The following is a 23,888-nucleotide window of genomic DNA, read 5'->3' on the forward strand; positions in this document are numbered from 1 at the left end:
GCTTTCGATATTCTTCTTGATTGTTTGACCGTGCGAACGACGACGCAAAATAATTCGGCATGCCAAACCCGCTGATCCGGCCGTTTCGACCCGCGCCGATCGCTTCATCATGACGTTCGACGCCATCCGCTCCCACACCGATTCGTCCGCTTTGTCCGCGTTGCCGTTCCGCTTGAGCGTGCTCGACAAGAGCCCCGTCGCGCCCGGAGAAACCGCCGCCGACGCGCTGGCGCGCAGCGTCTCGCTCGCGCGCTTCGCCGATGCGGCCGGTTATCACCGCTACTGGCTCGCCGAGCATCACAACACGGCCGCGCTCGCGTGCCCGTCGCCGGAAATCCTGATCGCGCACGTGCTCGCGCAGACGCGGCGCATTCGGGTCGGATCGGGCGGCGTGATGCTGCAGCACTACAGTCCGTACAAGATCGCGGAAAACTTCAACCTGCTCGCGTCGCTCGCGCCCGGCCGCGTCGATCTCGGCATCGGCAAGGCGCCGGGCGGCCTGCCGCTGTCGACGCGCGCGCTGCAGGACGGCTACGATCCGGCGCGACGCGCGCCCTTCGCCGATCTGGCCCACGCGCTGAATCGCCATCTCCACGGTGACGATGCGACAACCGATGCGACCGGCGAGGACGCGGCCACGCTGCATGCGACGCCGCGACCGCCAACGCCCGCGCAACCGTTCCTGCTCGGCGCGAGCGCGGAAAGCGCGACGCTCGCCGCCCGGCTCGGCTGGGCGTTCGTCTACGCGTCGCACCTGAACGCATCGGCAACGGATCTGGCGCGCACGTTCGATACCTATCGGGAAGCGTCGGGCGGCCGCACGCCGCTGCTGGCCGTCTCCGCGATCGTCGCCGGCACCCGCGACGCGGCCGCGCGGCTCGCGAGCGGCCATCAGGGCTTTCGCGTGCAGGTGGGCGACACGCCGGCCGTCAACGTCGGCAGCGTCGAACAGGCGCATGCGTACATCCGTCAGGCCGGCGGCGGCCCGCACCGGATCGACCCGCGCGAAACGCGCATCGTGCACGGCACGCGCGACGACGTGCTGCGCGAGTTCGACGCGTTGCATCGTCGTCACGGGATTGCCGAATTCGTCGTCGACACGCCACTCGCCGATGCCGCACCGCGGATTGCGTCGCTGCGGTTGCTGGCCGGCGCGCCCGCCGACGATCACGACGCCGCGGCGGCGCGCGACGGGTGGAACGCGCGCACGACCACGCATCAACCGCACTTCGAAGGCACCGCGCCATGACCGATACGATCCGCATCGCCGGCGCGGACGACGTGCCGGCCGTCTATGCGCTGCTGCAGAACGCCTACGCGCCGCTCGCGGCGCAGGGCGTGCACTTCACGATCACGCGCTCGCCGATCGAACGCGTCGCGCAGACCATCGCGCGCGAAACGACGTTCGTGCTCGAACACGCGACACCCGACGGCCGTACCGCCCTCGCGGCCACGTTGACCGTACGGTTTCCGTGGGTATCCGGCGAACGCCATCGCACGCCCTATCCGTTCCTGCACTGGTTCGCGGTCGCCCCAGCGTTCAAGCGGCAGGGATTCGGACACGCGCTGATCGCGCACGTCGAGACGCAGTTCCTGGCGTCGCAGGTGAAGGCGCCGGCGACGTATCTCGCGACCGCGACCAACCATCCATGGCTGCCGTCGTATTACGAGCGTAGCGGCTATCAGCCGTTCGACCACTCGACGAATGCGCTCGGCACGCCGCTCGTCTGGCTGAGAAAAATCCTGATCCCGGATCTCTACCCGGCCCCGACAGCGGACGATACCGCCCCGGACCGCGAGCGCATCCACGCGAACGCATGACATGACGTGCCGCGCCGGCCCACATAAACGACGCGAACCGCATCCACCGCTATCCACCTCGTAAAAGGCTTTCTCGCATGACATTCGCATTTCCGGATTCCGCGCCGCGCGCGTCGCGCCGCACCGTATCGGCTGCGCTGCTGCTCGCGCTCGCGCTGCCGCATGCGGCGTTCGCCCAGGGCGCGCCCGTCGCGGGCGGCACGCTGACCTGGGGCGTCGAAACCGAGCCCCGCACGCTGAACCCGCAACTGAACGGCCAGGACAAGGTCGAGCTGCTGCTGCGCAACGCGTATGAAAGCCTGCTCGCGCAGAAGCCCGACGGCAGCTACGTGCCGTGGCTCGCGACCGGCTACAAGGTCTCCGCCGACGGCAAGACCTACACGTTCACGCTGCGCGACGGCGTGAAGTTCACCGACGGCGCGCCGTTCGACGCGAAGGCCGTCGCCCGCAATTTCCTGAACGCGCGCGAACTGTCGTATGCGGCCGGCAGCCAGCTTGCGCGGCTGATCTCGCACGTCGCCGACGTCAAGACACCGGACGAGCACACCGTCGTCATCACGCTCGACGCGCCGTATGCGCCGTTCCTGACGTTCGCGGGCCGGCTGCCGCTGCTGTCGCCGAACGCGTTCGACCGGCCCGGCCTGAAATCCGGCGGCCCCGACATCGCGGGCACCGGCCCGTTCATCCTGCGCCGCTACGTGAAGGGCCAGGAAATCGAGTTCGCGAAGAATCCCGACTATCGCTGGGCGCCGCCGACCGCGGGCCACCAGGGCCCCGCGTACCTCGATCGGATCGTCTACCGGTTCCTGCCCGAATCGTCGGTCCGCACCGGCGCGCTGCTGTCCGGCCAGGTCGACGTGATCGAGGGCGTGTCCGGCAACGACGCCGCGCTGATCCGCAAGAACGCCGATTTCACCTACCGCCGCGCGCTCAATACCGGCACGCCGTACTCGCTGTTCCTGAACGTCGGCTACGGCCCGACGCAGGACGTGAAGGTGCGCCGCGCGCTGCTCGAAGGGCTCGACACGACCGGCATCGTGCAGTCGATCTACCGCGGCGAGCGTACGCGCGCCTGGGGCATCACGTCGCCGATCGATCCGTTCTACGACGCGTCGATCGAAAAGACCTACGGCAACAACCCGAAGCTCGCGAACCAGTTGCTGGACGAAGCCGGCTGGAGCGCGCGCGACAGCGGCGGCTATCGCACGAAGCACGGCGAGCGGCTGACGATCGCGGTCGTCCAGGCGCAGGCGACCGTGCGCGACCAGCGCGACGTGCTGCTGCAGGCGCTGCAGGCACAAACGCGGCAACGACTGGGCGTGGACCTGAAGATTCAGTACGTCGACGACGGCACGTACGTCGAGGCGCGCAAGAGCGGCAAGTTCGGTTCGATCGCGAACTCGAACACGCCGCCGGACGGCATCGACATCGAAGGCCACTACCTGCCCGTCGACCGCGGCGGTGCGCTGAACTACAGCCGTGCGGCGGCGCCCGAGCTGACGCGCTGGCTGCAGGCGGCCGCCCGCACGCAGAACGTCGCCGAGCGCAAGAAGCTGTACGGCGAGTTGCAGCACTTCGCGATCAACGAACAGGCGTACGCGCTGCCGCTGTACGAGCCGGAAGACCAGATCGCCGCCGCGAAGGCGGTCCAGGGCTTGCGCTTCCGCTCGTTCGCGCAGATGCCCGAGAACCCGTACGACGTGTGGGTGAAGAAGTAAGCCGACGCGTGCCGGCCTGCTTCGCCTCGCCCATCGCGCCGCCCCGACAGGAGAATCGACCATGAACCGTCCGTCGTCCGCTTTCGTCTCCGTCCCGGACGCGCGGCCTGCCGCTGCGCCGCCGGCTGCGTGGCGCCGCTGGCTGCGTTCGCCGGTCGCGACGCGGCTCGCCACCGGTGCGCTCGTGCTGTGGGCCGCGGTGACGCTGTCGTTCGCGGCCGTGCATCTCGCGCCGGGCGATATCGTCGGCATCCTGATCGGCGAGCAGTTGAGTACGCCGGAGATCGAGGCCGCGATCCGCCAGGAATGGGGGCTCGACGAGCCGCTCGCGCTGCAATACCTGCATTACCTGTGGCGCGTGCTGCACGGCGAGTTCGGCCGCTCGTACATCCTCAACACCGACGTCGCGCCGCTCGTGCTCGGCCAGCTATGGCCGACGCTGAAACTGACGGGCGCGGCGCTGGTGGTGACGATCGTATTCGCGGTCGGCCTCGCGGTACTGACCGCCGGCCGACGCTGGGCCGGCCGCGCCGCATCGGGTGTCGAACTGCTGCTCGCGTCGACGCCGTCGTTCTGGCTCGGCATCATGCTGCTGTTCGTGTTCAGCTTCACGCTGAAGTTGTTCCCGGTGGCCGGCGATCGCGGCTTCGCGTCGCTCGTGCTGCCCGCGCTGTCGCTCGGGCTCGCGCAGGGCGCGGTGATCGGCCGCGTGCTGCGGCAAGGCATCGAGCGCGCGCTCGACGAGCCGTACGCGCTGACGGTGCGTTCGTGGGGCATCGGCGGGCTCGCGCTGCGGGTGCGCCATGCGCTGCGCCATGCGGCGCTGCCGGCCGTCACGCTCGCCGGCTGGCTCGTCGGCGGCTTGCTGAGCGGCGCGGTGATCACCGAGCAGGTGTTCGGCCGGCCGGGCCTCGGCAAGGTGACGGTCGACGCGGTGCTGTCGAAGGACATGCCGGTGATCCTCGCGATCGCGATCCTGTCGGCGGCCATCTACGTCACGCTCAGCACGGCCGTCGACCTGCTGTACCTGCTGATCGATCCCCGCCTGCGCGACCGCCGCGCAGCGCGCTGAACCGGAGACTTCGATGTCCACGCCCATCGACTTCACGTTGCGCACGCCCGCCACATTCGCCGCCGCCGGCTGGCTGCGCCGCCATCCGGGCCTCGCGCTCGCCGCCGTGTATCTGCTGCTGAACGCGATCGCCGTGGTCGCACCGGGCTGGCTCGCGCACTACGACCCGCTGGCGGCCGATCCGCTGTCCGCGCAGCTCGGCAGCAGCGCCGAGCACTGGCTCGGCACCGACCAGCTCGGCCGCGACATCTTCTCGCGGGTCGTACATGGCGCCCGCTACTCGCTGTCGATCAGCGCGGCTGCGATCGGCGTCGCGACACTGTTCGGCACCGCGCTCGGGCTGTGCGCCGGCCTCGCGCGCGGCTGGCTCGATGAGCTGATCACGCGCGTGCTCGACGTCGTGTCCGCGTTTCCCGACCTGCTGCTCGCGCTGATGCTGATCTCGTTCACCGGCCCCGGCGCGGTCAACCTCGTGTTCGCGCTCGGCGTCGCGTCGGTACCGCGCTTCGCACGCGTGGTGCGGGCGCAAACCTTCGTCGTCGCGGCGTCCGGCTATGTCGAGCACGCGCGCACCCTCGGCCTCGCGCCGGCGGTACTGGTGTGGCGGCACGTGTTGCCGCATGCGATCGCGCAGGTGCCGGTCCTCGCGACGATCGGGCTGGGCACCGCGATCATCGGCACGTCGGGGTTGAGCTTTCTCGGAATGGGGCCGCAGCCGCCCGCGGCGGAATGGGGATTGATGCTCGCCGAGGGCCGCAACTATCTGTACAACGCGTGGTGGATCGCGGTGTGGCCCGGCCTTGCGATCACCGCGGCCGTGATCGCCGTGAATGCGCTCGGCGGCTACTGGCAGGCGCGCTTCGAGCACCGGGAGACAGCATGAGCACGCGCGATACCGTTGCGAGCGCAACGACCGACGCCGCCGTGCCGCTGGTCCGCATCGAGCGTCTGACGATCGGGTTTCGCGGCCCGCGAGGCACCCAGCCCGTCGTCGGCCCGCTCGACCTGGCCGTGCATGCCGGCGAATGCGTCGCGCTCGTCGGCGAGTCGGGCTCCGGCAAGTCGGTCACCGCGCGCAGTCTGGTCGGGCTGAACGGCCCGCGCGCCGTGATCGACGCGGCCCGATTCGAGATCGCCGGCACCGACGCGCGCGGCCATCGCGAGCGCGACTGGCGCACGATACGCGGCCGCCGGATCGGCTACGTGCTGCAGGACGCGCTGGTGTCGCTCGACCCGCTGTGGCGCGTACGTGACCTCGTCGCGGAGGCGTTGCACGATACGCGCCGGCACGATGTCGCCGCGCGTAGCGCCGACCTGCTGCGCGCGGTCGGCATCGATGATCCCGAGCGGCGGCTGCCGCAGTATCCGCATCAGTTGTCGGGCGGCTTGCGGCAGCGCGTGCTGATCGGCACCGCGATCGCGGGCGGTGCGTCGCTGCTGATTGCCGACGAGCCGACCACGGCGCTGGACATGACCGTGCAACGCCAGATCCTGTCGCTGCTGCGTGCGCGCCGGGACGCCGGCGACGCGATCCTGCTGATCAGCCACGACCTCGCGGTCGTGGCCGATCTGGCCGACCGCGTGCTCGTGATGCGCGCGGGCCAGGTCGTCGAACAGGGGCCGGCACGCGACGTGCTGAGCGCACCGGCGCATCCGTACACGCGTGCGTTGCTCGCGGCAATTCCCACCGCCGCGTCGCGCGGGTTCCGGCTGGCGAGCGCCGAGCGCGTGCCCCTGCCGCCGAAGCGCATCGACACGCAGGCGCCGGTGCTGGCCGTCGACGCGCTGACGAAACGCTACGGCGGGCGCGATGCGCCTGCCGCCGTCGACGGCGTGTCGTTCTCCCTCGCGCGCGGCGAGACGCTCGGCATCGTCGGTGAATCCGGTTCCGGCAAATCGACGGTCGCGCGCATCGTGCTCGGGCTCGTCGAACCCGACGCCGGCACCGTCACGCTCGACGGCCGGCCATGGAACGGCATCCCCGAAGCCGCACGGCGCACCCGCCGGGCGCGGCTGCAACTGATCGCCCAGGACCCGTACAGTTCGTTCGATCCGCGCTATTCGGTCGGCCGGATCATCGGCGAAGGGCTCGAGGTGGCCAGACTCCACGGCGACGCACGCCGCCGCCGCGTACTGCAACTGCTCGACGAAGTGCAGCTCGGCGCGGCGTGCTTCGACCGTTACCCGCGCGAATTGTCCGGCGGCCAGCGCCAGCGCGTCGCGATCGCGCGCGCGTTCGCGTCCAACCCGGCGCTGCTCGTCGCGGACGAACCGGTCAGCGCGCTCGACGTGTCGATCCAGGCGCAGGTGCTCGACCTGCTGGCCGATCTGCAGGCCGAACACGGCACCGCGATGCTGTTCATCTCGCACGACCTGGGCGTCGTGCATCACGTGGCCGACCGGATTCTCGTGATGCGGCGGGGCCGCGTGGTCGAAAGCGGGCCCGTTACGCAGGTATTCGACGCGCCGTCGCACCCGTATACCGCGTCGCTCCTCGACGCACTGCCCACGCTGCCCGGCAGCGCGGTCATCGCCCCAACCCTCACCGCGCTCGCATGACGGCTGCCTGCCCCCGTCGAACCGCCGTCACGGGCTGATCGACCACCGGTTCTCGCCGTCAAGTCCACTTCGGCGCGATCACGCGGGATCGAACCGCGCGGCAATCGCGCGTCAGCGCCCGATCGGCAACCCGGTCGGTTCGATCCAGCCGAGCTTGTACGCGATCAGCAGCGACAGGAACAGCGTGACCGACAACCCGACGCGCGCGGCGAGCGACCACGCCATCCGCTTGGACTTGCCGCGATCGTGATTCATGAAGTACAGCGCGAAGATCAAACTCGCGATGATCATCGCGAATGCCACAGAAACCAGCAGGGTTTTCATTGCCGTTGCCTTTGAAGATCCGAATCGGCCTGAATCAGTTCGGCCAGTTTTTGCCGCTCGTCGGCGACGCCGCCGACGCCCGACGCCGGCCAGTCCAGCGCGACGCCGTTGCCCAGCGAATCGCGCACGAGCGCCTGATAGCGCCGGTCGTTGATCGTGCCGTGCTCCATCGTGTCCGAGATCTCGCGCCGGAACGGCAGCGGGAAACTCGCGTACGCGCGCGACAGCGCCGCATATTGTCTCGCATCGATCTCTTTCGACGATGGTATGACAGTCCAGATCACCACGGCGACGATGGCCGTGAACGGGATCGCCGTGTAGCGCAGGATGAACTTGATCGGGGTCATGAAGCGGTGGGCAGAAGGGAATCGCAAGCGCGCGCCGCGCAGCGGCGAAACAGCCAGCCGGCGGCGCCTTCCATCATTGTACTGAAAGCACCATCCGGCCAACAGAGTATGATAATGACATTATCATGTTCATCACATGATTCGACAGCCCCGGTATCCGGTGCAAGCGGCGTGCCCGTCACGACGTCCGGCACCGGTTTCGGCCTGTGACCGCGAATCCGCGACGATCGAGCGACACCCTTATGCCAGCGCAGTACTTTCGAAACCTGACGGGAAAACACCGCAGCGCGACCGCGAACCGCCAGCTCGGGTTTTCGCTCGCGTTCGTCGCCGGCGCGGCCAATGCCGGCGGCTTTCTCGCGGTCAAGCAGTACACGTCGCACATGAGCGGCATCGTGTCGGCGATCGCCGACCAGACGGCGCTCGGCGACGTGCGGCTCGCGCTCGCCGGCATCAGCTCGCTGGGGTCGTTCCTGATCGGCGCCGCGTGCTCGGCGGTCCTCGTCAACTGGGGGCGCCGCCGCGGGCTGCACAGCCAGTTCATGCTGCCGCTGCTGATCGAAGCCGCGCTATTGTTGCTGTTCGGGCTGCTCGGCAGCCATCTGGCCCTGTGGGAAACCTTCTTCGTGCCGGTGACCGTGACGCTGCTGTGCTTCATCATGGGGCTGCAGAACGCGACGATCACGAAACTGTCGGGCGCGGAGATCCGCACGACGCACATGACGGGCATCGTGACCGACCTCGGCATCGAGCTCGGCAAGCTGTTCTACTGGAACCGGTCAGCCATCGACGTCGACGCACACGCGGTGATCGCCAACCGTTCGAAACTGCGGATTCACGCGACGATGCTCTCGTCGTTCTTCGTCGGCGGCCTGGCCGGCGCGATCGGCTTCAAGCGCGTGGGCTACGTGTCGACCGTGCCGCTCGCCGCGGTGCTCGTCACGCTCGCCATCGTGCCGGTGATCGACGACCTGCTCGCGCTGCTGCGCAGCAAACGCTGATCGTGCGCGACAGGCGGCGCTCGCGCGCGGTAACGCCGAAAGCGGATCGATTATAATTTGATTAACATATCGACCACCCTCGCCCCGTCATGGAAACGAAAACCGCCCGCCTGACCGTCCTGATCGATCCCGCGAAGAAGGAAGCCTTCGAGATGCTCTGCGCGGAGCAGGATCTTACGCCGTCGCAAGTCGTACGGCAGTTGATCCGCGAATATCTGGACCGGCACGGCGTCACGTACAAGACCCGGAGCGCGATCGGCAAGCGCGTGAAGTAAGCGCGGCCGCACCGGCCGCGCGCGGCGCCGGCCTCGCCGGCCCGGTACCGCCCGGTACCGTTACGCGCCGATCTCCCAACGTTCGTGCGACTGCGCGCGCCAGACCAGCCGCCGCGGATCGATGCCCTCGCCGTGCTTCATGCGCCTCGCGGTGGCAGCCAGCTTCAGTTCGCCGGCCTGCGGGCACGCGAGCGCCCGCTCCAGCAGGATACGCAACGACGGCAGCCGGCTGCCGTCCTTCCATGCGAATGCGACGAAGTTGTTGTCGTCGCCGCACGGCAGCAGCGCATACGACGAACCGAATACCGACCGCAGTTGCTCGAGGTGCTGCGGCAACGCCGGATCGTCGTCCATGAAGTTGATCGCGAGCACGCCGGATGCGCTCAGGCGCGCGCGGCACGCGTCGAGGAACGTGCGGCCGGCACAGCGGCCGCGCATACCGTCGGCGACGAACGCATCGTGCAGGATCACGTCGGTCCGGACGTCCGCCCGCTCCAGATGATCCGCGCCGTCCGCGCATACCACGCTGAACCGCGCATCATCGGCAGGAATCCTGAACACGTCGCGCAGCGCGATCACGTCCGGATTGATCTCGACCGCATCGATCGTCGTGCCGGGCAGGTGACGGTAGCAGTACTTCGCGAGCGAACCGCCGCCGAGCCCGAGCATGCAGATGTGTGCAGGCTCGGGCTGCAGCAGCAGGAAACCCATCATCACGCGCGTATAACCCAGCTCCAGCCGCATCGGATCGCGCAGCGACATGAAGCTCTGCGTGCCGAAATGATCGAAGTGCAGCGACACCGCATGCTGCGTCCGCAGCACGAACGGCCGGCCATCGTTCAGCGGCGTCGCCAGGAACCTGACGAACGCGTCATAGGAAGTTCGATCCTCGGCCATGTGCGGGTAGTCGGATGAAAACGCGGCGGATGAAAACGCGAAGGCAACGGTCGCCTGAACCGCGCGCTCAAACCTTCTTCAGGTAGCACGCCTTCAGCATGAAGCCGCCCATGTCGGTCTTGCAGTCGACTTCGTGATCGCCGCCGACGAGCCGGATGCTCTTGACCTTGGTGCCCATCTTCAGCGTGATCGACGAGCCCTTCACACGCAGATCCTTGATCAGCACGACCGAATCGCCGTCCGACAGCACGTTGCCGTTCGCGTCCTTGACGACGTCGCCCGCCGGTTCGTCACCGGCCTCGGCGCCGGCGTCGGCCGACCATTCGTGGCCGCAGTCCGCGCAGACGGTCAGCGCACCGTCCGGGTAAGTGTTTTCCATTGCACATTGCGGGCAGGCGGGGGCATTCATTGCGGCTTCCATTCGGGGAGGAGTTCGATGATGCCGGGCGAGCAGGTTGCGCGCCCGGATGCGGGCGACACGCCCGCCGGCAACGCCGCGGGCCGGCATCGGCGCACACCGCATTATAATGCAATTCACATGATCTGGCCGATGCATTATAATCACGCACTTCCCGACAATCCGCGCACTTGAATGCGCCTTCGCAGCGGATGTCGGCATGTTCGCGCCGGATGGTGCGCGCACTCCGCCCGGCCGGCACCCGCGACCCTGCGGGATAAATCGTGAATACCGGCCGCCCGATGTCCGCAACACGTGCGCAACCGTGCATGGCGCGCACCGCCCCGCCCACCTGTCCGGAGGCTTTCCAGCATCGTGGCAATCGTTGTGTACGTTCAAATCGGCCCCGCATGGAACCGCAATCGCGGCCGCGCCGCGCGCGACGCGACCGTCGCCGCGGCACGCCGTTTCGACAGCGACATCCAGCTGATCGCGAACGGGCACAGCAGCAACGCAAAAGACGGCGGCGCGATCGCGTCGCTGCAGGTTCACGGCGGCACGTCGGCCCAGGTGCTCGCCACCGGCCCCGACGAGGAGGCCGCGCTGCAGGCGCTGCTGCCGTTGCTGCAGGCAAGCTGACGCTTGCGCCGCCGATCCCGCGGCCATGCGCCGTCCACCCCGACACCCCATTTCCCGAGGAAGCGATGAACGACAATCTCACGTCCAACACCCCCAACCTGTCGGCCTCCGCGATCTGGGCGCTCGAACGGCTCGCCGATGTTCGCTACGGCCGCGACGCGCCGGCGCTCGGCTGGTCGATCGCGCGGGAACTCGTCAGCGCCGGGTTCGTCAGCCATCCCGCGCACGGCCGCTCCGGCGCATCGATCACGGCCGAAGGACGCTCCTTCCTGAAAAGCCGCAAATAACGCGCGCCGGCAACCGGGCTCAGAACCGGTGCCGGATGCCGACGATCGCGAGCAACTGCGAATTCGTGCCGGCATCGACGTTGTACGACCCGATCACGGCCTGGGCCGGCCCGGTTCCGTTGAAGCCGTTCGCGTGCTGGTAGCCGACCGTCGTATAGAGATCGGTGCGCTTGCTCAGCAGATAGTCGACGCCGGCATTGACCTGGTGATAGCGCGCGGACGAATCGCCGCCCGACCACGTGAAGTTGTAGCCGACGATCGTCAGCAGCGACGGCAGCGCCTGCCATTGCGCGAACGCCGAACCGTTCCGGTAGCGCTGCGCGTGCACGAACGTCGACGACGCGTCGGGCCGGTATTCGCTGAAGCTGAACGCCGCGCCGACGGTCACGTTGCCGATCGCATACTGCACCCCGGCGCGCGCGACTTCGATCGACCGCGCCGACGCATACGCGCGGTTCACCGCGCTGTTGAAGAACGAATCGGCCGACGATGCGCCGCGCGTCGAACGGAGCGCGTTGCCGTTGTCGACGTGCAGGTAGCCGGCCGCCGCGCTCAGCGGACCGTCCGCATAGCCGAATGCGCCGGCATACGCGAGCCCCGACCCCGATGCGCCGGCCACGCCGCCGGGCGACACCATCGCCGCAACCGTCACGCCGTGCCACGCCGCGCTCGTCCATTTGACCGCGTTGCTGAACGTCACGCTGCTGTCGTAGTTGTCGACGTCGCCGGGCGGCGCGAAGAGCCCGCTGAACGCGTCGGCCGTGATCGGCTGCACGAGATCCGTCACCGGATCGTTCTGCCGGCCGAGCGTCAGCGTGCCCCACGTCGCGGACGCGACGCCGACGAACGCTTTCGAGCCGAACAGCCGGCCGCCGTCGAGCTGGCCGGTCCCGACGTCGAAATTGTTCTCGAGCGTGAAGATCGCGTTCATGTCGCCGCCGAGCGCCTCGCTGCCGGTCAATCCCCATTCGTTCGCCGACAACGCGCCCGACGACATCGATACGCGCGACTTCCCGCCTTCCGCGTGGTTCAGATACGCGACACCCGTATCGATCGTGCCGTACAGCGTGACCGAACCCTCCGCGCGCGCGGCGACGGAAAGCGCGGCCGCCACGGCAGCGCCTGCAATCAGCATGCAATTTTTCATCGTATTGTTGAATAAGTAGTGCGAATCGATTTGAACGGACGTCGATGCGGCGTCGGCCATGCATCGCGCGCCGGATCGCGGCATCCGATGCGCGCGACGCGCACGCCCGGGCACGGAGCGTGCGCGCGCGGACACCGGTCACACAGGTTCGCCCGTCACGACGGGCGCGGTTCGATCAGGCGCCGTCGCAGCTGAACCGGTAGCTGTCGTCGAGCTTTTTCGCCAGCACGAGCGTGCGCATGTTGAGCGCGCGCGCCGCATTGCACAGCGTGCGTTGCCCGCTCGGCGTCCGGTATTTGCCCGCATACTCGGCGTTCAGCACCGGCTTGTTCTTCGACGTGAACACCGTGTAGCCGTCGCACTCCTTCTGCTCGTTGCATTCTTCGTTCACCGCGAAGTCGAACGACGGTTCGAGCGCCACGAGCTGATCGACGTCGTTCTTCAGCCCGACCGCCAGATTGCGCTTGTGCGCCTCGTTCGCGATGAACACGTTGAACGCGTACTGATCGGTGTCCTGCAACGGGAAACCGGTGTCGTTCGCATAGCCGTCGACGTTGTCCGGCTCGACGCCGTCGCATCCCTTCGCCACCGCGCGGTCGAGGCGGGCCGTCATGATCTCGCGCACGTTGCTCGAACGGATGTCGAGCCAGCGCTCGCCCTCCCAGTCGTCGAGCTTGTTGCCCTGGTCGGACGCCTTGAACTTCGAGAAATCGGGCCGCCAGTTCTCCGAACTGCCCGCGGAGAAATAACAGACGACCTTGCGCCCCGCCTGCTTGAGCGCCGCGATCGTCGCCGCGTCGGTATCGAACAGGTCGATGTCGTAGATGGCCACGTTGTACGACGTATTGAGCTTGCCCTTGAGCTGCCATTGCCACGTATCGCCCACCGCTGGCGTCCAGTGCGACGCGGCGCGCGCGGGCGCCGCCACGGCCGGCGGCGACGCGGCAAAGGCCTTGGCCGACAACGGATCGGACGACCCGTCGCCGCAGGCCTGCAGGATCGAGGCGCACAGCGCGAGCGCCGCGACACCGGAAAGGTTGCGTGCAATTTTTTTCATCGAAGCATCTCCAGTGGAGGGATCGGAATGACGAATGGAACTGCGCGTTGCGGAACTGCCGGTTGCCCGGTGATGCGCGACGACACGTGGCCCGGGCGGTGGTACGCGGTGTTGCGGGGTGACGCTCACGCGTCGAGCGGCTCGGCGCGCAGCAGCGCCGCATGCTCGAAGCGCAATGCGATCGCGTCGTGCCCCGGCGCGATGCGGCCGACCTCGCGATTGCCGTTCGCGTAATCGACGATCCGGTACGACCGGCCGGGCTGCAGGCCGCGCAGCGCGACCGGGCCGCTCCAGCGCTCGGCGTAGAACGCGTAATGCAGCACGCCGTCCTTTTCCACGACGTGAGCCTCGGGCTTGTCGAACGCGATGTCGTACAGCTCGCCGCGATAGCGGCCCTCGGCGAGCCGGTGCGCGTTGTAGACCTCGACCCAGTGCCGCCATGCCTGCTCGTGCTCGGGCGTCAGCAGGAACGAGTCCTTCGGTTTCGGATCGACGGGCCACGTGAACTTCGTCGAGATCACCGCGCCGACGCCCACCGCCGACGCGAAATCGCCGCCGCCGTCGCTCAGTTCGACGTGATCGCCCGCGTACGCGGACGATGCGCCCATCAGCGCCTTCAGCGTCTTGCCCTTGTGGCGCACCTGCCAGCTCGACAGCGGATCGGACGCCGGCGCCTGGTCGATGTAGCGCATGTTGTGGAACGCGTACGCGGTGCCGCACGGGCACACTTCGACGACCGCATCCGGCTTGATCGCATGCGCGGCGTCATGGAACACGCGGTAGAAATCGGCGAGGTGCTCGACCGAATCCTCCGGCCGCGCATGCCGGTGCGCGGGGTTGTAGCACGGCGCGACGCCGTTCAGGTGCTGGCCGTCGACCTTCACGCCGTCGAAGCCCCACTCGCCGATCACCTTCTGCATCAGTGCGGCGATGTGCGCCTGCGTCTTCTCGTAGGCCGGACACAGATAGAAGCTGTTCCACCAGGTGATCGCCTGCGGTGCGCCGTCCGCGTCGAGCAGCAGCATGTCGGTGTGGTCGTGCAGTTCGTCGCTGCCCGGCGCGACCGCGAGCGGCGCGATCCACAGCCGCGCCTTCTGGCCGCGTGCATGGATATCGTCGACGAGCGCCTTCATGTCGGCGTCGCCGGCCGGGAATTTCGCGCGGTCGGGCACCCAGTCGCCGGTGCGCCGCTGCCAGCCGTCGTCGAGCACCGCCCACTTGAAGCCGAGTTCCTGCACCTTCGGCAGCGTCGCGCGCACGTAGTCGAGGCTGAACTGACGCTCGTAGCCCCACGCGCACCAGATCGGCTCGTACGCGCTCGCCGGCGGCCGCGGCGCATGGAAACCCTGCGCGCCCATCATCTGCCGGTACGTATCGAGCGCGACGAAATAGTCGCCGTCGTGCAGCATCACGAAGGCGGTCGGCGTATCGAGCGTCGCGCCCGGCGCGAGCGTGATCGTCTGCTCGCCGCGCAGGCCGAGCGAGACTTCGTCGCGCACCGCCTTCACCGGCAGCGATACGAGGCGCGGCACGATGTCGAGGTGACCGAGCGCGATGCCCTGGTCGCGCCGCCACACGTCGACGACCGGCGTGCCGCCGCCATAGTCCGACGCGTTCATGCCCATGAAATTGCGCTGATCGAAGCCGGCCTTGACCGGCTGCACCCAGTCGCGCCGGTCCGCGTGGCTCGCGCCCGAATAGGTCCAGTAGCCGCCCGCGCCGGCCGCGGCCGGCAGCAGCCGGTGCGCGGCGACGTTCCATGCGCGGACGTCGGTCGGCTGCATGCCGACGTTGCGGAACTGCGTGTCGATCAGCGCGACGCCCGGCCGCGCGTCGAGCAACGTGATGCGCACCGTCTTCTCGAAGCCGTGCGCCGACCGGCCCACCAGCCGCAGTTGCCGCCCCGCGCCGAAGGCGGTGGAGACGTCCGCATGCGCGGCGTCGACGAGCGCGAAGCGATCGATCGTGCGCACCGGCCGCGTGTCGGGCGCGGGGCCGTCCGAGGTCGGCGCCGGCGCCGGGCCGATCAGTTGCTCGAGCGTCTCGCTCGCATCGAAGCGGGTCAGCGCACGCGTGCCGCCGCCGCGACGCACGGCCAGCCGGCTGCGCATCGCCGGATCGAACTCGATCACGAGCCGGTCGTCACGCAGCGCGACGCGCGACGGCTCGCCGCCGCGGGCATCGCGCACGCCGACGCCGACCAGAATCGGGCTCGCCGCGCCGGCGGCCAGCCACTGCACGAACGCGCGCCGGGTGGTCATGGACGCACCTCGCGACGCAACGGCACGCAGCGCGCCGCGCTGCCGGCACGCCGGGCAGGCAGTGGAAATCGAAAGGAAAAGCAAGCGTTCATACGGAATTCCTCGTGAAGAAGGGCCGTGCGCCGACGCATCCGTCTCGCGCAGATCGGCAATCTAGTCGATCTTTCGATTTCTTTCGTTTGTGGTTTACACTAATAACGAAAGAAATCGAAAGATCATAAATTGGCCGCTCCCGACGCACGTTTCTGCCGATTTCTGCTGGAACGTCGTCGGGCTCGGCCGCCGAACGCCTCCGATTTCGCCTTGCACGGCATCAAACGAAAGCATTCGACGGATCAGAACCCACTTCGAAAGACGCGACCGATGCAAAACAACTGGCTCGTTCACGCGCTCGTCACGACCCTGCTCTGGGGCGTGTGGGGCGCATTCACCGGCTTGCCCGCCGAACACGGCTTCCCCGACACGCTGATCTACGTGGTCTGGGCGTTCACGATGATTCCGCCGGCGCTGGTCGCGCTCGGCCGCGCCGGCTGGCGTGTGCGGCGCGATGGCCGTTCGCTGGCGCTCGGGCTCGCGATCGGGCTGCTCGGCGCGGGCGGGCAAATGCTGCTGTTCCGCGCGGTCGAATCGGGGCCGCCGTATCTCGTGTTCCCGATCGTGTCGCTGTCGCCGGCGCTGACGATCGCGCTGTCGTTCCTGCTGCTGCGCGAACGCACCGGCAAGCTCGGCGTGGCCGGCATCGTGCTCGCGCTGTGCTCGCTGCCGCTGTTCGACTTCCAGTCGGGCCAGGGCCCCGCGCGGTTCGGGCTGTGGTTCGCGCTCGCGCTGCTGGTGCTCGTCGCATGGGGGCTGCAGGCGTATTTCATCAAGATCGCGAACGCGACGATGGACGCGGAATCGATCTTCTTCTACATGGCGCTGACGGGCCTGCTGTGCGTGCCGTTCGCGTTGTGGATGACCGACTTCGGCCGCACGATCAACTACGGGATCGGCGGCCCGGGCCTCGCCGCCGTGATCCAGGTGCTGAATGCGATCGGCGCGCTGACGCTCGTCTATGCGTTCCGCTTCGGCAAGGCGATCGTCGTGTCGCCGCTCGTCAACGCGGGCGCGCCGCTGCTGACGTCGGTGATCTCGATGATCGTCACCGGTGCGACGCCGACCGGCAGCAAGCTCACGGGCATCGCGCTGGCGCTGCTGGCCGCGCTGCTGCTCGCGCTGCAGCCGGAAGGCGCCGCGGCAACCCACACGGCGGGGGAATCGGCATGAACCCGCTGCTCGATCTCGTCCGCCGTCACAAGCAGTCGTCGCGTCACGCGCCGCCCGGCACACCCGCGATCGGCATCCCGTCCGTGTGCTCCGCGCATCCGGTCGCGATCGCCGCCGCGCTGCGCGAATGCGCGGCGCGCGAACGCCCCGCGCTGATCGAGGCGACCTGCAACCAGGTCAACCAGGACGGCGGCTATACGGGCATGACGCCGCACGACTTCCGTCGCCACGTATTCGACATCGCCGCGCGCGAACGCGTGAGCCCCGATGCGATCCTGCTCGGCGGCGACCATCTCGGCCCGAACGCATGGCGCCGGCTGCCGGCCGCGCACGCGATGGACAAGGCCGAGACGATGGTCGCGCAGTACGTGGCGGCCGGCTTCCGCAAGCTGCATCTCGACTGCTCGATGTCGTGCGCGGACGATCCGCAGCCGTTGCCCGAAGCCGAGATCGCCGCGCGGGCGGTGCGCCTGTGCCGCGCCGCCGAGGCCGCGTGGGCGGCCGGTGCGCCGCGCGGCGACGCGCCCGTCTACGTGATCGGCACCGAGGTGCCGGTGCCCGGCGGTGCGCACGAGACGCTCGACGCGGTCGCGGTCACCACGCCCGAAGCGGCCGGCTCGACGCTCGCGCTGCACCGCGACGCGTTCGCGCGCGCCGGCCTCGACGATGCGTGGTCGCGCGTGATCGCGATGGTCGTGCAGCCGGGCGTCGAGTTCGATCATCACAAGGTGATCGACTACGACGCCGGCAACGCGCGTGAACTGAGCGCATTCATCGAAACGGAACCCGCGCTCGTGTTCGAAGCGCATTCGACCGATTACCAGACGCCCGACAACCTCGCGCAACTCGTGCGCGACCACTTCGCGATCCTGAAGGTCGGCCCCGGCGTGACCTTCGCGATGCGCGAAACGCTGTGGTCGCTCGCCGCGATCGAGCGCGAATGGCTCGGCGGCGACGACGGGTTCATCGCGACCGTGCTCGGCGTGATGCGCAACGAACCGGCGCACTGGCGCGATTACTACCCGGCCGGCGCACAACTCGAACTCGATCTCGCGTACAGCCTGAGCGACCGCATCCGCTACTACTGGACCCATCCCGTCGTGCAACGCGCGTGCGCCGACCTGCTCGCGCGCCTCGATGCGTCGCCGCCGCCGCTCACGCTCGTCAGCCAGCATCTGCCGCGCCAGTACGAGGCCGTCCGCGAAGGACGGCTCGCGTTGCGCGCCGGCGCCCTGTTGCAAGACGGCACGGCCGCGGCCGTCCGTCCGTATCTCCACGCGTGTGCCGCGTGACCGACTCTCCTCAGATCTGCTCATGGAATTTTTCGACCTCGATCCCGCCGACCTCAGCCGCCGCCACGCCGCCCACACGGCACGCGAAATCGCCCAGCAACCCGACGTCTGGCCCGACGTGCATGCCGTCGTCGACGCGCAGCGCGCGGCGCTCGACGCGTTTCTCGCGCCGCTGCTCGCCGATCCTCGCCTGCGCATCGTCCTGACCGGCGCGGGCAGCTCGGCCTTCATCGGCCAGTGCCTCGCGCCCGCGCTGCGGCACCGCTTCGGCGGCCGCGTCGAAGCGGTGGCCACCACCGACATCGTCGCGAACCCCGGCGACACGCTGCAGCCGGGCGTGCCGACGCTGCTGGTGTCGTTCGCGCGCTCCGGCAACAGCCCCGAAAGCGTCGCGGCCGTCGAGCTGGCGGATCGCCTCGTCGACGGCTGCCGCCACCTCGCGTTCACGTGCGCGGCCGACGGCATGCTGAACCGCCGCCTCGGCACGCATCCGCGCGCGCACGTCGTGCTGTTGCCCGAGGCCACGCACGACCAGGCGTTCGCGATGACGTCCAGTTTCAGCGGCATGCTGCTCGGCGCGGCCTGGGCGTTCGGCGTGGCCGGCATGCCGGTCGGGCCGCTGGCCGACGCCGCGCGCACGCTGCTGCGCGACCACGCGTCGCGGCTCGCCGCGCACGTGCGGCAGTTGCCCGAGCGCGTCGTGTATCTGGGCAGCGGCACGCTGCTCGGGCTCGCGCGCGAAGCCGCGCTGAAACTGCTGGAACTGACCGACGGGCTGATCGTCGCGATGGCCGAATCGCCGCTCGGCTTCCGGCACGGCCCGAAAACGTTCCTCGACGAACGCACGCTCGTCGTCGTGCTGCTGTCCGGCGATCCGCATACGCGCCGCTACGACCTCGACCTGCTGCGCGAACTGCGGCGCGAAAACCGCGCGGCCGGCATACTGTCGGTCGGCGTCGCGCCGGCCGACGACGCGGGCGACACCGGCACGCCGGCGCCGTCCGGCGACGACCTGACGGTGCCGCTGCCGCCCGGCCTGCCCGATCTCGCGCTCGCGCCCGTCGCGCTGGTCCTCGCGCAGTGTTTCGCGCTGCTCGCGTCGCTGCGCCTCGGGCTCACGCCCGACAACCCGAGCGCGTCCGGCACCGTCAACCGCGTCGTGGCCGGCGTCACCATTCATCCGTACGCGGGGCAGCCCACATGACTCCACTCTTTCTCGGCATCGACGGCGGCGGCACGAAAACCGCGTTCATGGTGATCGACCGTCAAGGCCGCGTGCGGGCGCGTCACGAAACGACCACCAGCTACTACCTCGAGATCGGCGTGGACGCGCTGCGCACGCTGCTCGCCGACGGCGTGCATGCGGTGCTGGCCGCGGCGAACGTCGCGCGCGACGACGTCGCGTACGCATTCGCCGGCCTGCCCGCGTACGGCGAGGACAGCCGCCTGCTGCCCGAGCTCGACGGCCTGCTCGCGCCGCTGTTCGCGCGCGAGCGCTACCGGATCGGCAACGACATGGTGTGCAGCTGGGCCGGCACGCTGGCCGGCGGCGACGGCATCAGCATCGTCGCCGGCACCGGATCGATCGCGTACGGGCAACGCGAAGGCCGCGCCGCACGTTGCGGCGGCTGGGGCGAGGTCTTCGGCGACGAAGGCTCGGCCTACTGGCTCGCGCGCGAAGGGCTCGCCGCGTTTTCGCGGATGGCGGACGGCCGCGCCGCGCGCGGGCCGCTGTTCGACATCGTGCGCGCGCACTTCGCGCTGGAACACGATCTCGACCTGTGCGCGGCCGTGAATGCGGGCGCGGTGCGCAGCCGCTTCGCGCAGCTGTCGCGGCTCGTGATCGATGCGGCGCACGCGGGCGACCCCGCAGCGCACGCGCTGATCGACCGCGCGACCGACGAGCTCGCGCAACTCGCGGCAGGCGTCGCGCGCACCCTCGGCTGGCCGCCCGGCGAACCGCTGCCGGTGTCGTATTCCGGCGGCGTGTTCAACGCCGGCGCGCGCGTGCTCGAGCCGCTGCGCGACGCGCTCGCGCGCCGCGTGCCGGATGCGGTGCTCACCGCGCCGCGCCTCGGGCCCCACGTCGGCGCGGCGGTCCACGCGGCCCGGCTGGCGGGCATGCCGCTCGACGCGCCGGCCTTGCATGCGCTCCAGCCCGGCCAGGGGTTTTGATATCATTTCGGCTCCCTGTCTTGCCGAAATGGACATGCCCGCTCACCGAGTGCCTCCGTCGCCTGCCGTCGATCACGCGCCGCTGCTTGTCGAAGAACGTCGCCGCCTGATCTGCGAGCTGGTGCGCGAGCGGGAGAAGGTCACCGTCGAGGAACTGGCCGAGCGGTTCGGCATCTCGCTCGTCACGGTGCGCAGCGACCTGAACGCGCTCGCGGCGGCCGGCGCGGTGCTGCGCACCCATGGCGGCGCGCTGGTGCTGCGCGAAAGCGACGAGGTGCCGATCGCGGTCAAGCAGAAGCTCCGTCACGCGGAGAAGGTGCGGATCGCGGCGGCCGCCGCCGCGCTGATCGGCGACGGCGAAACGATCCTGCTCGACTCCGGCAGCACGACCGAGGAAATCGCGAAGCAGATCCTCGCGATGAAGCTGCAATCGCTGAACGTGATCACCAATGCGCTGAACGTGGCCGTGCTGCTCGCGGCCGCGCCGCACATCAACCTGATCATGCCGGGCGGGCAGCTTCGGCCGAACTCGTATTCGCTGTCGGGGCCGCAGGCCGTCGTCGCGCTGCAGGGGCTGTACGCGGACCGGCTGTTCCTCGGCGTCGACAGCCTCGATCCCGAGATCGGCCTGATGACGCCGCACCTGCTCGAAGCGCAACTGAACGCGCAGATGCTGAAGATCTCGCGCCAGGTGATCGCGGTCGCCGATTCGTCGAAGCTGATGAAGCGCAATCTCTCGGTGATCGCAAGCGTCGAGCAGCTCGACATGCTGATCACGGATACGGGCGCCGACGCAGCCGTGGTCGACGACCTGCGCCAGCGCGGCATCGACGTGCTGACGGTCTAGCCGCCCGACTATCCCCTCTTTCCGGACACCCGATGCCACCCGTCTCGTCCCCGCCCGTTCTCGACACGCCGCGCCTGGTGCTCGAAGGCCATCCGCTCGGCGACTTCGACGCACTCGCCGCCATGTGGGCGGAACCCGGCGTCGTCGCGCACATCTTCAACGGCGAGCCGTCCGCGCCGCGCGACTCGTGGATGCGCATGCTCGCGTATCGCGGGCTGTGGCCGCTGCTCGGCTATGGCTACTGGGCGATTCGCGAAAAGGCGTCGGGCCGCTATGTCGGCGATCTCGGCTTCGCGGATTTCCACCGGAACATCGAACCGCCGATCCGCGGCGTGCCGGAAGCCGGCTGGGCGCTGGCGACGTGGGCGCAGGGCCGCGGCTATGCGACCGAGGCGCTCGCGGCCGCGCTCGCATGGCTCGACGCGCAGCAGCGGTTCGAGCGCAGCGTGTGCCTGATCGCGCCGACCAATGTCGCATCGATCCGGGTCGCGGAGAAAGCCGGTTACGGCGAGCCGCGGCCTATCCGGTTCAACGACGCCGATTCGTTGATGTTTTCGCGCAAGAGCCGATAAGCGCGGCGAGCCGGCGGCCGCGTCAGTCGGCTGCCGGTTCGTAGCAACGCACGAAGAGGCCGTCTTCCATCGGCCAGCAGTTGCCGCCTTCATCGCGCACGATCCAGTCGCCCGGCTGCACCGGCCGCCAGCCTTCCGGCGTCGCGACCGCCCACTTCCCGTCACGGCGCTCTACCCGTTCATGGTCGCCGTCGGCGAACCACCGTGTCGCATCGACGTGACTGGTGCGTTTTCTGAATCTCATCCCGTCACCTGCAGAAACGAATTTCAATGTCGCGTGGCCGCGGCGCCGGCGTCGAGCGATCGCTGCCGCACCCTCAGCGCGTGGGTGGCCAACCGGGTCGCGTGCAACGCCGTCCAGCCCTCCGCGATGAGCGCCTCCAGCGTGTCGCGCGCGATGGTGGAAATCCGGACATCGATTTCCTGCATGCGCATCAACGCCGACACGACCTCGGCCGGTTGATCGGGTGCAAGCGCAAGCACGAACGCCGACCGCATCTCGGCCGCGCGGACGGCTTCGTTCCAGTCGGCGCGCGCGACCGCGGCTTCGATCGCCTGCGTGAGTGCCTCGAGACGCTGGACGACTTGCAACGGCGTCATTTCATTTCCCCGTCAATCGTTCGTACCATCCGCTTGCCCGCCCGTCAGGCGCCGGCGCGGCGTCGCGCCGACCCGCGCGCATCCGGTTCCGCACGCGAGCGACATGGCTCGACGTGTCGTCGAAACCGGCAGTCGATACGATCGGGAAACGATGCCATCGCAGTGCGCGATGCGCGCGAGTCAGCTGCGCAGATTGTAGGGAGCGGCACCCGCCCACGTCGGTAATATTTTGTAATGATATGTCGACTAACCTTGCCTGGCCTGGGTTTGACCGGTGCGAGCGCGGTTCGCGACCGCGGCCTGGCGCAAACGTTTTCGTCTGAAGGATGCGCGGCCGCGCAACGTCGCGAGCGCCGCGCCGGCCCTCGCCCCGAACCGTTTCTGCCCCGCGCGCGACCCCGCCTCGCGCTTCCCGTACCTGCCGCCCGGCGGCGGCGATTGGCCCATAGCTAAGCTCACCGAACGATTCAGATTTCGCCACATTCCACCGGAATGTTGCGCAGTATCATCCACGTCGCTTCGGCTACGACGCGTTCGGACTGGGCCTGACCGCTCGCCACCTTCCCGTTTTGCCCCCTTCGTTTAGCGATGCCCATCCGAATTCTGCTCGTCGAAGACGACGTCCCGCTGTCCGCGCTGATCGCCGACTATCTGCGCCAGCATCATTACCAGGTGGACACGCTGTTCGACGGCGCCGGCGCAGTGCCGGCGATCGTCGCGAACCGCCCCGACCTCGTGCTGCTCGACGTCAACCTGCCGGGCAAGGACGGCTTCGAGATCTGCCGCGAGGCGCGCATGCAGTACGACGGCATCGTGATCATGGTGACCGGCCGCGACGAACCGTTCGACGAATTGCTCGGCCTGGAACTCGGCGCGGACGACTTTCTCCGCAAGCCGGTCGAGCCGCGGCTGCTGCTCGCGCGGATCAAGGCGCAGTTGCGGCGCACGCGCGTGCCGGCGGGCGAGCCCGCGCCGGATTCGCCGCAGCGATACGTGTTCGGCAAATTCTCGATCGACCGGGCCGATCGCCGCGTGCATCTTCCCGACGGCAGCACGCCGCGCCTGACGTCGACCGAATTCGACCTGCTGTGGGCGCTCGTGTGCCGCGCGGGCGAGGTGGTCAGCCGCGAAGACCTGACGCTGCTGCTGCGCGGCATCGCGTTCGACGGCCTCGACCGGTCGATCGACGGTCGCATCTCGAAGCTGCGCCGCAAGCTGCGCGACGATGCGGCCGAACCGAAACGGATCAAGACGATCCGCTCCAAGGGCTATCAGTTCAGCAAGCACGCGTGGGATTGACGCCGCGTGCGGGCCGGCGAGCGGCGTGGCGCGAG

26 protein-coding genes are annotated in these 23,888 nt (G+C 69.0%); 17 read left to right on the forward strand and 9 right to left on the reverse strand.

Translation table 11 applies throughout. The annotated features are described in order from the left end of the window. Positions 1–109: 109 nt before the first annotated feature. The 6 genes from KU887_RS32620 to KU887_RS32645 all read left to right on the forward strand — a co-directional run bounded on the left by KU887_RS32620 (position 110) and on the right by KU887_RS32645 (position 7,170). Positions 110–1,249, forward strand: a complete 1,140-nt coding sequence (locus KU887_RS32620; RefSeq protein WP_063899355.1) for an MsnO8 family LLM class oxidoreductase — start codon at positions 110–112, stop codon at positions 1,247–1,249. Beyond that, entirely contained in the window at positions 1,246–1,821 is a 576-nt protein-coding gene (locus tag KU887_RS32625) for a GNAT family N-acetyltransferase (RefSeq protein ID WP_112751540.1), read from the forward strand. The genes KU887_RS32620 and KU887_RS32625 overlap by 4 nt, the downstream gene beginning before the upstream one ends. Positions 1,822–1,898: 77 nt before the next feature. Further along, the gene (locus KU887_RS32630) at positions 1,899–3,539 is read left to right on the forward strand and encodes an ABC transporter substrate-binding protein (RefSeq protein ID WP_258258470.1); all 1,641 of its coding nucleotides are present in this window, start codon (positions 1,899–1,901) and stop codon (positions 3,537–3,539) included. A 61-nt stretch (positions 3,540–3,600) separates the two neighbouring features. Next, positions 3,601–4,611 (forward strand): ABC transporter permease, encoded by a 1,011-nt coding sequence (locus KU887_RS32635; protein ID WP_258258471.1) that lies wholly within the window; start codon positions 3,601–3,603, stop codon positions 4,609–4,611. Positions 4,612–4,624: 13 nt separating this feature from the next. After that, a complete protein-coding gene (locus KU887_RS32640; protein WP_077175850.1) occupies positions 4,625–5,494 on the forward strand; it encodes an ABC transporter permease in 870 nt (289 codons plus the stop codon). After that, the gene (locus tag KU887_RS32645) at positions 5,491–7,170 is read left to right on the forward strand and encodes an ABC transporter ATP-binding protein (protein WP_258258472.1); all 1,680 of its coding nucleotides are present in this window, start codon (positions 5,491–5,493) and stop codon (positions 7,168–7,170) included. The genes KU887_RS32640 and KU887_RS32645 overlap by 4 nt, the downstream gene beginning before the upstream one ends. Before the next feature lie 111 nt (positions 7,171–7,281). Here the strand turns inward: KU887_RS32645 and KU887_RS32650 are convergent, their stop codons facing one another. Further along, a complete protein-coding gene (locus KU887_RS32650) occupies positions 7,282–7,494 on the reverse strand; it encodes a twin transmembrane helix small protein (RefSeq protein ID WP_006489184.1) in 213 nt (70 codons plus the stop codon). Further along, the gene (locus tag KU887_RS32655) at positions 7,491–7,841 is read right to left on the reverse strand and encodes a hypothetical protein (protein ID WP_006489163.1); all 351 of its coding nucleotides are present in this window, start codon (positions 7,839–7,841) and stop codon (positions 7,491–7,493) included. Before KU887_RS32655 ends, KU887_RS32650 begins: the two co-directional genes overlap by 4 nt. Positions 7,842–8,083: 242 nt before the next feature. Here KU887_RS32655 and KU887_RS32660 point away from each other — a divergent pair, with 242 nt between their 5' ends. Together KU887_RS32660 and KU887_RS32665 are read left to right on the forward strand one after the other, a co-directional pair. Next, the gene (locus KU887_RS32660) at positions 8,084–8,842 is read left to right on the forward strand and encodes a YoaK family protein (RefSeq protein WP_059722956.1); all 759 of its coding nucleotides are present in this window, start codon (positions 8,084–8,086) and stop codon (positions 8,840–8,842) included. An 89-nt stretch (positions 8,843–8,931) separates the two neighbouring features. Next, positions 8,932–9,117, forward strand: coding sequence for a ribbon-helix-helix protein, CopG family (locus KU887_RS32665; RefSeq protein ID WP_006489181.1), 186 nt, complete (start codon positions 8,932–8,934; stop codon positions 9,115–9,117). 60 nt (positions 9,118–9,177) lie between these two features. On the opposite strand, the gene KU887_RS32670 is transcribed toward KU887_RS32665, so the two are convergent. Then, a complete protein-coding gene (locus tag KU887_RS32670) occupies positions 9,178–10,014 on the reverse strand; it encodes a hypothetical protein (RefSeq protein WP_006489174.1) in 837 nt (278 codons plus the stop codon). Positions 10,015–10,081: 67 nt separating this feature from the next. Further along, positions 10,082–10,435, reverse strand: a complete 354-nt coding sequence (locus KU887_RS32675) for a zinc ribbon domain-containing protein YjdM (protein WP_006498247.1) — start codon at positions 10,433–10,435, stop codon at positions 10,082–10,084. A 351-nt stretch (positions 10,436–10,786) separates the two neighbouring features. Between KU887_RS32675 and KU887_RS32680 the strand changes: the two genes are divergently transcribed. Next, on the forward strand, positions 10,787–11,050 hold the full coding sequence (locus KU887_RS32680; protein WP_227739741.1) for an HPr family phosphocarrier protein: 264 nt from the start codon (positions 10,787–10,789) through the stop codon (positions 11,048–11,050). A gap of 65 nt (positions 11,051–11,115) precedes the next feature. After that, positions 11,116–11,337 carry a hypothetical protein gene (locus tag KU887_RS32685; protein ID WP_006489160.1) on the forward strand — a complete coding sequence of 74 codons (222 nt, stop codon included), beginning with the start codon at positions 11,116–11,118 and terminating at the stop codon, positions 11,335–11,337. 19 nt (positions 11,338–11,356) lie between these two features. On the opposite strand, the gene KU887_RS32690 is transcribed toward KU887_RS32685, so the two are convergent. From KU887_RS32690 to KU887_RS32700, 3 genes are all read right to left on the reverse strand, one after another. Further along, a complete protein-coding gene (locus KU887_RS32690) occupies positions 11,357–12,484 on the reverse strand; it encodes a porin (RefSeq protein ID WP_034204030.1) in 1,128 nt (375 codons plus the stop codon). Between the two features lie 175 nt (positions 12,485–12,659). After that, the gene (locus tag KU887_RS32695) at positions 12,660–13,541 is read right to left on the reverse strand and encodes an endo alpha-1,4 polygalactosaminidase (RefSeq protein ID WP_006498249.1); all 882 of its coding nucleotides are present in this window, start codon (positions 13,539–13,541) and stop codon (positions 12,660–12,662) included. 125 nt (positions 13,542–13,666) lie between these two features. Then, the gene (locus tag KU887_RS32700) at positions 13,667–15,802 is read right to left on the reverse strand and encodes a glycoside hydrolase family 36 protein (RefSeq protein ID WP_258258473.1); all 2,136 of its coding nucleotides are present in this window, start codon (positions 15,800–15,802) and stop codon (positions 13,667–13,669) included. A gap of 363 nt (positions 15,803–16,165) precedes the next feature. Between KU887_RS32700 and KU887_RS32705 the strand changes: the two genes are divergently transcribed. Genes KU887_RS32705 through KU887_RS32730 form a run of 6 tightly spaced genes read left to right on the forward strand, consistent with a single transcriptional unit; the run spans position 16,166 to position 21,954 of the window. Beyond that, positions 16,166–17,068: a DMT family transporter gene (locus tag KU887_RS32705; protein WP_012493745.1), complete on the forward strand. Its 903-nt coding sequence runs from the start codon at positions 16,166–16,168 to the stop codon at positions 17,066–17,068. Continuing rightward, positions 17,065–18,360 carry a D-tagatose-bisphosphate aldolase, class II, non-catalytic subunit gene (locus KU887_RS32710; RefSeq protein ID WP_258258474.1) on the forward strand — a complete coding sequence of 432 codons (1,296 nt, stop codon included), beginning with the start codon at positions 17,065–17,067 and terminating at the stop codon, positions 18,358–18,360. The genes KU887_RS32705 and KU887_RS32710 overlap by 4 nt, the downstream gene beginning before the upstream one ends. Before the next feature lie 22 nt (positions 18,361–18,382). Beyond that, positions 18,383–19,564 (forward strand): SIS domain-containing protein, encoded by a 1,182-nt coding sequence (locus KU887_RS32715; protein ID WP_258258475.1) that lies wholly within the window; start codon positions 18,383–18,385, stop codon positions 19,562–19,564. Further along, positions 19,561–20,535 (forward strand): N-acetylglucosamine kinase, encoded by a 975-nt coding sequence (locus tag KU887_RS32720; protein ID WP_034203589.1) that lies wholly within the window; start codon positions 19,561–19,563, stop codon positions 20,533–20,535. The genes KU887_RS32715 and KU887_RS32720 overlap by 4 nt, the downstream gene beginning before the upstream one ends. 34 nt (positions 20,536–20,569) lie before the next feature. Next, entirely contained in the window at positions 20,570–21,382 is an 813-nt protein-coding gene (locus KU887_RS32725) for a DeoR/GlpR family DNA-binding transcription regulator (protein ID WP_012493748.1), read from the forward strand. Positions 21,383–21,414: 32 nt separating this feature from the next. Next, positions 21,415–21,954, forward strand: coding sequence for a GNAT family N-acetyltransferase (locus KU887_RS32730; protein ID WP_006490675.1), 540 nt, complete (start codon positions 21,415–21,417; stop codon positions 21,952–21,954). A gap of 22 nt (positions 21,955–21,976) precedes the next feature. On the opposite strand, the gene KU887_RS32735 is transcribed toward KU887_RS32730, so the two are convergent. Both KU887_RS32735 and KU887_RS32740 read right to left on the reverse strand, forming a co-directional pair. Beyond that, positions 21,977–22,198 (reverse strand): hypothetical protein, encoded by a 222-nt coding sequence (locus KU887_RS32735; RefSeq protein WP_006490674.1) that lies wholly within the window; start codon positions 22,196–22,198, stop codon positions 21,977–21,979. Between the two features lie 23 nt (positions 22,199–22,221). After that, entirely contained in the window at positions 22,222–22,554 is a 333-nt protein-coding gene (locus KU887_RS32740; protein WP_006498255.1) for a hypothetical protein, read from the reverse strand. 588 nt (positions 22,555–23,142) lie between these two features. On the opposite strand from KU887_RS32740, the gene KU887_RS32745 reads away from it, so the two are divergent. Beyond that, the gene (locus KU887_RS32745; protein WP_059722941.1) at positions 23,143–23,853 is read left to right on the forward strand and encodes a response regulator; all 711 of its coding nucleotides are present in this window, start codon (positions 23,143–23,145) and stop codon (positions 23,851–23,853) included. The last annotated feature ends 35 nt before the right edge of the window (positions 23,854–23,888 follow it).

Source organism: Burkholderia sp. EMB26 (genome assembly GCF_024730645.1).
GTDB lineage: Bacteria > Pseudomonadota > Gammaproteobacteria > Burkholderiales > Burkholderiaceae > Burkholderia > Burkholderia cenocepacia.

What these genes read in the sequence shown, in the direction of transcription:
- KU887_RS32655 (WP_006489163.1), bottom strand. Translation starts at nt 7,841, where the DNA reads ATGACCCCGATCAAGTTCATCCTGCGCTACACGGCGATCCCGTTCACG.
- KU887_RS32630 (WP_258258470.1), top strand. Translation starts at nt 1,899, where the DNA reads ATGACATTCGCATTTCCGGATTCCGCGCCGCGCGCGTCGCGCCGCACC.
- KU887_RS32745 (WP_059722941.1), top strand. Translation starts at nt 23,143, where the DNA reads ATGCCCATCCGAATTCTGCTCGTCGAAGACGACGTCCCGCTGTCCGCG.
- KU887_RS32720 (WP_034203589.1), top strand. Translation starts at nt 19,561, where the DNA reads ATGACTCCACTCTTTCTCGGCATCGACGGCGGCGGCACGAAAACCGCG.
- KU887_RS32725 (WP_012493748.1), top strand. Translation starts at nt 20,570, where the DNA reads ATGCCCGCTCACCGAGTGCCTCCGTCGCCTGCCGTCGATCACGCGCCG.
- KU887_RS32650 (WP_006489184.1), bottom strand. Translation starts at nt 7,494, where the DNA reads ATGAAAACCCTGCTGGTTTCTGTGGCATTCGCGATGATCATCGCGAGT.
- KU887_RS32690 (WP_034204030.1), bottom strand. Translation starts at nt 12,484, where the DNA reads ATGAAAAATTGCATGCTGATTGCAGGCGCTGCCGTGGCGGCCGCGCTT.
- KU887_RS32660 (WP_059722956.1), top strand. Translation starts at nt 8,084, where the DNA reads ATGCCAGCGCAGTACTTTCGAAACCTGACGGGAAAACACCGCAGCGCG.
- KU887_RS32665 (WP_006489181.1), top strand. Translation starts at nt 8,932, where the DNA reads ATGGAAACGAAAACCGCCCGCCTGACCGTCCTGATCGATCCCGCGAAG.
- KU887_RS32715 (WP_258258475.1), top strand. Translation starts at nt 18,383, where the DNA reads ATGGAATTTTTCGACCTCGATCCCGCCGACCTCAGCCGCCGCCACGCC.
- KU887_RS32740 (WP_006498255.1), bottom strand. Translation starts at nt 22,554, where the DNA reads ATGACGCCGTTGCAAGTCGTCCAGCGTCTCGAGGCACTCACGCAGGCG.
- KU887_RS32675 (WP_006498247.1), bottom strand. Translation starts at nt 10,435, where the DNA reads ATGGAAGCCGCAATGAATGCCCCCGCCTGCCCGCAATGTGCAATGGAA.
- KU887_RS32700 (WP_258258473.1), bottom strand. Translation starts at nt 15,802, where the DNA reads ATGACCACCCGGCGCGCGTTCGTGCAGTGGCTGGCCGCCGGCGCGGCG.
- KU887_RS32645 (WP_258258472.1), top strand. Translation starts at nt 5,491, where the DNA reads ATGAGCACGCGCGATACCGTTGCGAGCGCAACGACCGACGCCGCCGTG.
- KU887_RS32710 (WP_258258474.1), top strand. Translation starts at nt 17,065, where the DNA reads ATGAACCCGCTGCTCGATCTCGTCCGCCGTCACAAGCAGTCGTCGCGT.
- KU887_RS32695 (WP_006498249.1), bottom strand. Translation starts at nt 13,541, where the DNA reads ATGAAAAAAATTGCACGCAACCTTTCCGGTGTCGCGGCGCTCGCGCTG.
- KU887_RS32620 (WP_063899355.1), top strand. Translation starts at nt 110, where the DNA reads ATGACGTTCGACGCCATCCGCTCCCACACCGATTCGTCCGCTTTGTCC.
- KU887_RS32640 (WP_077175850.1), top strand. Translation starts at nt 4,625, where the DNA reads ATGTCCACGCCCATCGACTTCACGTTGCGCACGCCCGCCACATTCGCC.
- KU887_RS32635 (WP_258258471.1), top strand. Translation starts at nt 3,601, where the DNA reads ATGAACCGTCCGTCGTCCGCTTTCGTCTCCGTCCCGGACGCGCGGCCT.
- KU887_RS32730 (WP_006490675.1), top strand. Translation starts at nt 21,415, where the DNA reads ATGCCACCCGTCTCGTCCCCGCCCGTTCTCGACACGCCGCGCCTGGTG.
- KU887_RS32685 (WP_006489160.1), top strand. Translation starts at nt 11,116, where the DNA reads ATGAACGACAATCTCACGTCCAACACCCCCAACCTGTCGGCCTCCGCG.
- KU887_RS32670 (WP_006489174.1), bottom strand. Translation starts at nt 10,014, where the DNA reads ATGGCCGAGGATCGAACTTCCTATGACGCGTTCGTCAGGTTCCTGGCG.
- KU887_RS32705 (WP_012493745.1), top strand. Translation starts at nt 16,166, where the DNA reads ATGCAAAACAACTGGCTCGTTCACGCGCTCGTCACGACCCTGCTCTGG.
- KU887_RS32735 (WP_006490674.1), bottom strand. Translation starts at nt 22,198, where the DNA reads ATGAGATTCAGAAAACGCACCAGTCACGTCGATGCGACACGGTGGTTC.
- KU887_RS32625 (WP_112751540.1), top strand. Translation starts at nt 1,246, where the DNA reads ATGACCGATACGATCCGCATCGCCGGCGCGGACGACGTGCCGGCCGTC.